Source organism: Faecalibacterium sp. An77 (assembly GCF_002161315.1).
Lineage (GTDB): Bacteria > Bacillota > Clostridia > Oscillospirales > Ruminococcaceae > Faecalibacterium.
In genome coordinates, this window is record NZ_NFHK01000073.1 from 1 (window position 1) to 7,642 (window position 7,642).

General features: G+C 49.2%; 7 protein-coding genes, 2 tRNA genes, 1 rRNA gene and 1 pseudogene. 5 read left to right on the forward strand and 6 right to left on the reverse strand.

Features of this window, described 5'->3' with window-relative positions:
- Positions 1-2 precede the first annotated feature (2 nt).
- From B5G28_RS13700 to B5G28_RS13720, 5 genes and pseudogenes are all read left to right on the forward strand, one after another.
- Positions 3-818 (forward strand): LysR family transcriptional regulator, encoded by an 816-nt coding sequence (locus B5G28_RS13700; protein ID WP_087249703.1) that lies wholly within the window; start codon positions 3-5, stop codon positions 816-818.
- 346 nt (positions 819-1,164) lie between these two features.
- A pseudogene (locus B5G28_RS13705) lies at positions 1,165-2,868 on the forward strand (ABC transporter ATP-binding protein/permease).
- On the forward strand, positions 2,865-4,505 hold the full coding sequence (locus tag B5G28_RS13710) for an ABC transporter ATP-binding protein (protein WP_204228881.1): 1,641 nt from the start codon (positions 2,865-2,867) through the stop codon (positions 4,503-4,505). Before B5G28_RS13705 ends, B5G28_RS13710 begins: the two are co-directional and overlap by 4 nt.
- A gap of 86 nt (positions 4,506-4,591) precedes the next feature.
- Positions 4,592-4,921: a nitrous oxide-stimulated promoter family protein gene (locus B5G28_RS13715; protein WP_087249705.1), complete on the forward strand. Its 330-nt coding sequence runs from the start codon at positions 4,592-4,594 to the stop codon at positions 4,919-4,921.
- Positions 4,918-5,316, forward strand: a complete 399-nt coding sequence (locus B5G28_RS13720) for a YbaN family protein (protein WP_087249707.1) — start codon at positions 4,918-4,920, stop codon at positions 5,314-5,316. Before B5G28_RS13715 ends, B5G28_RS13720 begins: the two co-directional genes overlap by 4 nt.
- A gap of 294 nt (positions 5,317-5,610) precedes the next feature.
- Here B5G28_RS13720 and B5G28_RS13725 read toward each other — a convergent pair whose 3' ends face one another.
- From B5G28_RS13725 to rrf, 6 genes are all read right to left on the reverse strand, one after another.
- On the reverse strand, positions 5,611-6,366 hold the full coding sequence (locus B5G28_RS13725; RefSeq protein WP_087249709.1) for a class I SAM-dependent methyltransferase: 756 nt from the start codon (positions 6,364-6,366) through the stop codon (positions 5,611-5,613).
- A gap of 35 nt (positions 6,367-6,401) precedes the next feature.
- A complete protein-coding gene (gene aac(6') / locus B5G28_RS13730) occupies positions 6,402-6,836 on the reverse strand; it encodes an aminoglycoside 6'-N-acetyltransferase (RefSeq protein WP_087249711.1) in 435 nt (144 codons plus the stop codon).
- Between the two features lie 2 nt (positions 6,837-6,838).
- On the reverse strand, positions 6,839-7,018 hold the full coding sequence (locus B5G28_RS13735) for a hypothetical protein (protein WP_087249713.1): 180 nt from the start codon (positions 7,016-7,018) through the stop codon (positions 6,839-6,841).
- A 149-nt stretch (positions 7,019-7,167) separates the two neighbouring features.
- A tRNA-Lys gene (locus B5G28_RS13740) sits at positions 7,168-7,243 on the reverse strand.
- 3 nt (positions 7,244-7,246) lie between these two features.
- Positions 7,247-7,321 (reverse strand) — tRNA-Glu (locus B5G28_RS13745).
- Between the two features lie 48 nt (positions 7,322-7,369).
- Positions 7,370-7,486, reverse strand: a 5S ribosomal RNA gene (gene rrf / locus B5G28_RS13750).
- Positions 7,487-7,642 lie beyond the last annotated feature (156 nt).

Consider the following 7,642-nt stretch of genomic DNA (forward strand, 5'->3'; position numbering starts at 1 on the left):
CCATGAATTATACCCGGGCTGCGGAGCGGCTTTGCCTCACTCAGCCCGCAGTAACCCACCACATTCACTACCTGGAAGATCACTATGGCTGCCGGCTCTTTATCTATGAGGGCAAAATCTTGCGGCTGACAGAGGCGGGTCTGAAGCTGCTTGAGTATACCCGTTCCCTGGCTTACAACAGCCGCAAGGCAGAAGAAGCCATGAAATCCCCTTCTCCGGTTTCTCTGCGGGTGGGAGCCTCCAAAACCATTGGAGAGTTCGTGATTGCGCCGCAGGTGAAACGCTTTTTGCAGGAACATCCCGAGGCCAATTTCTCCCTAACGGTAGACAATACCCAGACACTGCTGCGGTCTTTGGAGTCCGGCCGGCTGGATTTCGTGCTGTTGGAAGGTTTTTTCGATCGCAGCCGGTACGATGCGACTTTGTACCGAAAGGAACCCTTTTTCGGAGTATGTTCGTCAGATCATCATTTTGCAGGCAGAACGGTGGCTATAGAGGAACTGGATGCAGAGCGCATTCTAATCCGAGAGCCCGGCTCGGGCACTCGAACCATTTTTGAAGACGCCTTGCGCCGCCACAACCGCACCCTGAATCGCTTTTCCAAAACAACAACCATCAGCGATTTTTCTACCATCAAATCTCTGGTTGCGGATGGTCTGGGGATCTCGTTTCTATATGAGGCAGCCGTATCCAAAGAATTGGATTCCGGGGTGCTGGCCCGGTTTAATCTGGCAGAAACGCCTATGAGCGGAGCTTTCTACTTTGTGTGCCTAAAAGAGAACCTGTTTGCCGCCGACTGGATTCACTGGATGGAATGAGCTCCTGCTTTGGGGTGCAATCTTCTATAGCATCGAATGTTTCGATGCTATAGAAGATCAAGTTTCACCGAACACCAGTTCAGTCTCTCGCTCGCTGGATTGTGCAAATGTTCGGAAAATCCATCTTCCGCCGCATCATCCAATCCCTCAGGGCGGTTTCGCTTTTGTGGTCGTCTGCTCTCATTATGAAAATCGATGTATTGACGCAGCCATGAATTTCTGCTACCATACCAATCGTTAGGCTGAGCTAACCATGCTGTGGTTAGCTTATTATTACGGTCGGAAGTTAGCTATAGCTAACAACGTGAGGTTTGAAGTGATGATCAATAAGCGGCTGATGCACATCATGGGCAAGAGCAAAAAATATGTGTCGGCACAGGTGTTTTTCCAGTGGATTTCTTTGCTTTGCAACATTGTATTGATGTTCGGAATTTCCCTTTTTCTAAGTCAGCTTTCCGCCGGGGCCGACCTGGCGGTGTGGCAAAACTCGATTTGGGTCCTGCTGTCTGCCTTGGCCATACGGTACGCATGCACGTCTCTGGCAAGCCGGGTAAGTCACCACGCCGCGCAGCAGGTAAAGCAACTGCTGCGCACCATGATTTATGAGAAACTATTGCGCCTGGGCCTGGCGTATCAGCAAAAAGCCCGAACCTCTGAGGTAGTTCAGCTGGCGGTAGAAGGTGTAGATCAGTTGGAGGTGTATTTCGGGTCCTATCTGCCTCAGCTGTGCTACTCAATTCTTGCGCCCTTAACGTTGTTTGTGGTTTTGAGCTTTGTTAGTCTGCCCTGTGCGGTTCTTTTATTTCTCTGCGTCCCCCTGATCCCCATGACCATTGTGGCAGTACAGCGTTTTGCCAAGAAACTCCTGGGGAAATACTGGGGTGAGTACACCTCCCTGGGCGATTCGTTTTTGGAAAACCTGCAGGGGCTTACAACTCTTAAAATTTATCAAGCGGATGCCCACCAACATCAGAAGATGAACGAGCAGTCTGAACGCTTCCGCAAAATTACCATGAAAGTTCTTTCCATGCAGCTGAACTCCATCATTGTCACGGATCTTATCGCCTACGGCGGCGCTGCACTGGGGATTGTTCTGGCCGTGTGGCAGTTCCATACCGGGAGCCTGTCCCTGTTCGGAGCGCTGTTGGTCATCCTCCTGGCGGCCGAATTTTTCCTGCCCATGCGCCTATTGGGTTCCTATTTTCACATCGCCATGAACGGCATGGCGGCAGCAGATAAACTCTTTGCTCTGCTGGATCTCCCCGATGCGCAGACTGGAACCCATACCTTCCCCAAGGATTGTACCGTGGTTTGCAAAGGCCTGCGGTTTGGCTATGAGTCCGATCGGGAGATCCTGCGCGGAATTGATTTTTCCGTTCCGCCTGGTCGTTTTGTGGCGCTGGTCGGCGAGAGCGGATGCGGCAAATCCACCCTTGCCGCCATTCTCATGGGGCGGATACGCGGATTTCAGGGAGAACTTACCATCGGCGGAATCTCCATCCTTGACATCGCGGAGGACGCTCTGACAGCCAATATCACCTACGTAGGCCATCAAAGCTATCTGTTCCGCGGCACTGTCAGAGATACCCTGAAAATGGGCAGCCCGGAGGCCACCGATGCCGATTTCTGGCGTGTCCTGGAGCAGGTAAAGCTGGCGGATTTCCTGCGCGCGTAGCAGGGATTGGACACAGAGCTGGAGGAGAACGGCGTCAATTTTTCAGGCGGGCAGCGCCAGCGTCTGGCAGTTGCCCGGGCACTGCTCCATGACACACCCATCTACATTTTTGACGAAGCCACTTCCAACATCGACATAGAAAGTGAAAATGCCATTATGGAACAAATCAAAAGGCTCGCCCGGAATAAAACGGTCATTTTGATTTCCCACCGGCTGGCCAATGTGGCCGGTGCCCATCCGATTTATGTGCTTCGGCAAGGCGTTATTGCCGAGCAAGGCACTCATGAGGCGCTGATTTCCCAGCATGGCGAGTATGCCCGTCTGTGGAACGCCCAGCAACAACTGGAAACTTACGGAAAGGTGGCTGCAAGATGAAGCGATCCGGGATTCAGGTCATGACGAAGCTGGTCGGTTTGGTAAGACCTCTGACCGGATATATGAGTTTGGCTGTCGTTTTGGGGCTTCTGGGGCACCTTTGTGCCACAGCTATCACCGTGTTTGGCGGCTTTGCCCTATTGAACGCTCTGGGTGTGGAACAACATCTCTCCCTGCCCATGTTGTTCCTGCTGATCGGCCTTTGTGCCCTGCTGCGGGGCGCACTGCGCTATGGTGAACAGACCTGCAACCATTTTATTGCCTTCAAGCTGTTGGCCTTGCTGCGGGATCAGGTCTTTGCTGCCCTGCGCCGCTTGTGTCCCGCCAAGCTTGAAGGCAAGAACAAGGGAAACCTCATCAGCGTCATCACCTCGGACATTGAACTGCTTGAGGTGTTCTACGCCCACACCATCTCCCCCATCTGCATTGCAGCGTTGTACACAGCGCTGGTCACTGCATTTTTGTGGAGCTATCGCCCGGCCCTGGGCGTCCTTGCGCTTCTCGCCCACGGCATAGTGGGAATTCTCATTCCCTGGCTGACCTCCCGCTGGAGTGGAGATGTGGGGCAGCAGGTCCGCAGCCAAAGCGGCCAGCTCTCCGGCTTTGTGCTGGACAGTCTGCGCGGTCTCTCCGAGACCCTGCAATACGGACAGGGCCAGACTCGCCGGCAAGAACTGGAACAGCGAGGTGCACAGCTGTCCCGGCAGGAGGAAAAGGCCAAGCGAATCTCTGGCCGCAACAGCGCAATCACCAACACCGTGATCCTGCTGTTCGATTTTATCATGCTGTATGCGGCAGCCACGCTCTGCGGCTTTTCGGCCGCCCTTATTGCCACCCTCACCTTGATGAGTTCCTTTGGCCCCAGCGTTGCCCTGGCCGCTCTGGGTTCTACCCTGCAGAATACCTTTGCTGCGGGCAACCGGGTACTGGATCTTTTGGAGGAACAGCCGGTGGTAGAAGATGTCCGCGGCTATGCGCCAGTTGCCTTTGACGGGGCTGCCGTAAGCGATCTCAGTTTTTCCTATGATGAGGAAGAGATCCTGTCCCACATGGATCTGGATATTCCTAAGGGAAAAATCGTTGGGATTTTGGGCCGAAGCGGCAGCGGAAAGTCCACCCTGCTCAAGCTGCTCATGCGCTTCTGGCAAGCAGAGCAAGGGGAAATCCGTATCTCAGATCGACCCATTCAGAATATCAACACGGAAAACCTCCGCAATATGGAAAGCTATGTCACCCAGGAAACCTATCTGTTTCACGACACCATCGCCAACAACCTGAGAATTGCCAAGCTGGATGCCACCCAGGCAGAGCTGGAGGAGGCATGCCGCAAAGCATCGGTACACGACTTTATTGTTTCCCTTCCCCAGGGATACGATACGCCGGTAGCCGAGCTGGGCGATTCCCTGTCTGGCGGAGAACGCCAAAGGTTGGGACTTGCCCGCGCTTTTTTGCACCAGGCGCCACTGCTGTTGTTGGATGAACCCACCAGCAATCTTGACAGTCTGAACGAAGCTGTTATTTTGCGGTCGTTGCAACAGGTAAAGGGAGAGCAGACCATTGTGTTGGTATCCCACCGGCAATCTACAATGGGAATCGTAGAACAGCAATATTGCGTGGAACAGGGCCGTGTGAGCTGAAATAAATTGCCCTTTTTATGAGGGCAATTTATTCCTGGTTTTTTGTTAGCTAACGCTAACCATTAGATACAGAGAGGACGATCACCATGAAATCCATTGCGGATAAGCGGGAACAGGAAAAGCGGATTGTTTCCCAGATGATCCAACTTTATTGCAAGAAGCAACATCATCAGTCTGATTTGTGCCCAGACTTCCGGGAAGTTTTGTCCTATGCCATAGACCGCTCCAATCACTGCCCATTTATGGAGAGCAAAACGTTCTGCTCAAACTGCAAAGTACACTGCTATCGCCTGGAAATGCGGACAAAAATCCGGGAAATCATGCGCTTTTCTGGTCCCAGGATGCTTCTCTATCATCCTGTTCTGGCAATGTCTCATATGCTCTTAACCGTAAAAGAAAGGATGCACAAAACATGACTGGCAAAAAAATCATCTACATCGCCTTCGGTATTTTGGGCCTTGGAGTAGGAGCTTTGGGTGTAGTCTTGCCCTTGCTTCCGGCATTCCCTTTTTTGATGTTGGCAGCCTTTTGCTTTGGCAAAAGTTCTGAAAAACTGGACCGCTGGTTTAAGGGTACAAAATTATATAAAAACAACCTGGAAACCTATGTAAAGGGTCAGGGCATGACCTGGAAAGCAAAAATTCGCGTGATGGTCACCGTCACGCTCCTTATGTTATTCGGCTTCCTGATCATGTTTCAAAAATCCCTTTACATTCCCTGCGCGATTCTTGGCGCAGTATGGCTGTTCCATATCCTTTACTTTTGCTTTGGAGTAAAAAACCATGTGGTTAAAGATAAACCTGTAAAATAAAAATGCTTGAATCCCCTGTTGCCGACGATCTCTCTTTTGACGCTTTTGGGACGTTCACTTTCACGACCACATCGCCGCCGGTTCTTTCTCTCTGCCTGATTTATACTGGATAAACTGTGATTCGATCCTGATGATAGACAACATGAAATCTCACCACGCCTAAGCTTGAGCCGACGTTCACAAAGGACAAGCTCAAAGTGAATAGAGCTGTCGAAAATGAAAACAGCCGTTGCAGACTTTGTGTTTCTGCAACGGCTGTTATGTCTTGATTATTTTATTATTTGCGTAACCCGATTATCCCAAGCTGCATTCAAACAAGAACATGTCACACTGATCGTCAACAGCTCTTTCTTTTTCAAACGAGGAATAGGTTTTTACGATTGTAAATCCGATTTCTTTCAAGTAGTGTTCCACCTCGCCAAATTTGTATAGATGGGTTTGAAAGTCCATCGGCTCACTCTGCAACAGCTTTGTCCCATTGTACAGCTCATAAATTGCCGGAGAAAACTGCGTCTGGGTTTCCTCGTCGTAGTAATTCTTGTTTCTCAACAGCAGATCAAATCCCTGTTCTGTTTTTACGGAAATAGTCGTTTTATAATCACTGTCGTTCTCACATCTATCAGCAATCGTATCCACAGCAAACACAAACTTACCTGCCGGAGCCAGCATTTCCTTTAGTTTAGCCAGAATCTTCTTGCATAGGGCAATATCTGTAAACAGCGACACAGAACCGGAGGAGATAAAAATATAGTCATACTTCTCGCCGGATGAATAGTCTAAAAGATCTGCCTGCACGATTCTTGCGTCGGGAGCCTTTTGCTTTAGCTTTTCCAGCATTTCACCTGACAAATCCACTCCGCAAATATCAAAGCCCCGCTCCATAAAGGGAACAAGGAATCGTCCACTGCCACATAAGGGTTCTAAAATCTTTTTTCCTTTTTCGGCATAGGAAAGATAAAAGTCCAGCTCATCCTGTGGTGCTTTTTCATGTAAAATTTCGTACATTTCAGTACACAAACTGCCGCAATAATTTTGTTTTAGCTCACTCATATTCTTTCCTCAATCCTTGCTGTTCATGTTTATTTTCACAGCCTTTTCGTAAAACAAATAACACGATTTACTTCTTTAAAATTCATTGCTTTATGAAAGCAAAAACTGCTGGTGTTACCTATTTCACAATCACTGGCAAATTCATAGCAGCCATTTCTTTTTGCCCATGTTTCGCACGCATCCAATAGTTCTTTGGCATATCCTTTATTGCGATAACCTTCTTTAACAAAAATTCCTTCTAAATATCCCACCGGGGTCGTGCTTGTGCCTTCTACATAGTCGTGCCGCAACTGACATTGTGCAAAACCAACCGGAATATTCTTTTCATACTTTAAGAAAAAACGAGATTCTCCATCAGACATAATCCCTGAAAACTCGTGAAATAAGTCTTCTACCGAATGATTCTGCCATAGTAACGCCGCCAGATTTGCCAACACTTCCAAATCATTATCTTCTGCTGATTTTACCATGTTCATTCCCTCTTTTCAATGCGTGCATTGCTTTTAAGCAGAATTTTATTTGCTTCGTATAAATGGCTTTTCACGTCAAAACGAACCAAGTCTGAATACACCGCAGGCTCTCGGCAGGCCTTTCCCCATGTTTCCTGCTCCCGATACGCTCTCATGGGAACCATGTCAACCTTTTCAATCAAAGTTATCTTCCAAAATGTTGTTGGCCTTTATAATCGCATTGTCCAGGCAATTTCCGTTTTCATCAAACATCACTGGGGAAAAACAGATGTGCAGCCCCTTGCTTGTAAAAAGAAAAGACGCAAAATCTTTCGATCTTGCGTCTTTTTGTTGGTGCACCTCCAGGGACTCGAACCCTGGGCCCACTGATTAAGAGTCAGTTGCTCTACCAACTGAGCTAGAGGTGCATATGGTGACCCGTACCGGAATCGAACCGATGTTAAAGGCGTGAGAGGCCTCTGTCTTAACCGCTTGACCAACGGGCCATATAAAAACCATCAGAATACGGTTTCAATATTCTGATGGATGAGAGAAGCCGGCATCTACCTATTTTCACAGGCCGTGTCCAGCCAACTATCTTCGGCACAAGTGAGCTTAACTTCTGTGTTCGGAATGGGAACAGGTGGGACCTCACCGTCATCGACACCGGCTGTTCAGATTTGCGTCTGAACAATCTCTCTATTCTCTTTTTAGAAGGACGTGCCTTCAGAACTGAATAATAATCTGCGTTTGCAATCAGAGTACAAGTGCTTTCAACCTGGTCAAGCCCTCGATCTATTAGTACACTCTTGCTGAATGGATCGCTC

Coding starts and splice junctions, on each gene's coding strand:
- B5G28_RS13700 (WP_087249703.1), top strand. CDS start 3: ATGAATTATACCCGGGCTGCGGAGCGGCTTTGCCTCACTCAGCCCGCA.
- B5G28_RS13720 (WP_087249707.1), top strand. CDS start 4,918: ATGACTGGCAAAAAAATCATCTACATCGCCTTCGGTATTTTGGGCCTT.
- B5G28_RS13710 (WP_204228881.1), top strand. CDS start 2,865: ATGAAGCGATCCGGGATTCAGGTCATGACGAAGCTGGTCGGTTTGGTA.
- B5G28_RS13725 (WP_087249709.1), bottom strand. CDS start 6,366: ATGAGTGAGCTAAAACAAAATTATTGCGGCAGTTTGTGTACTGAAATG.
- B5G28_RS13715 (WP_087249705.1), top strand. CDS start 4,592: ATGAAATCCATTGCGGATAAGCGGGAACAGGAAAAGCGGATTGTTTCC.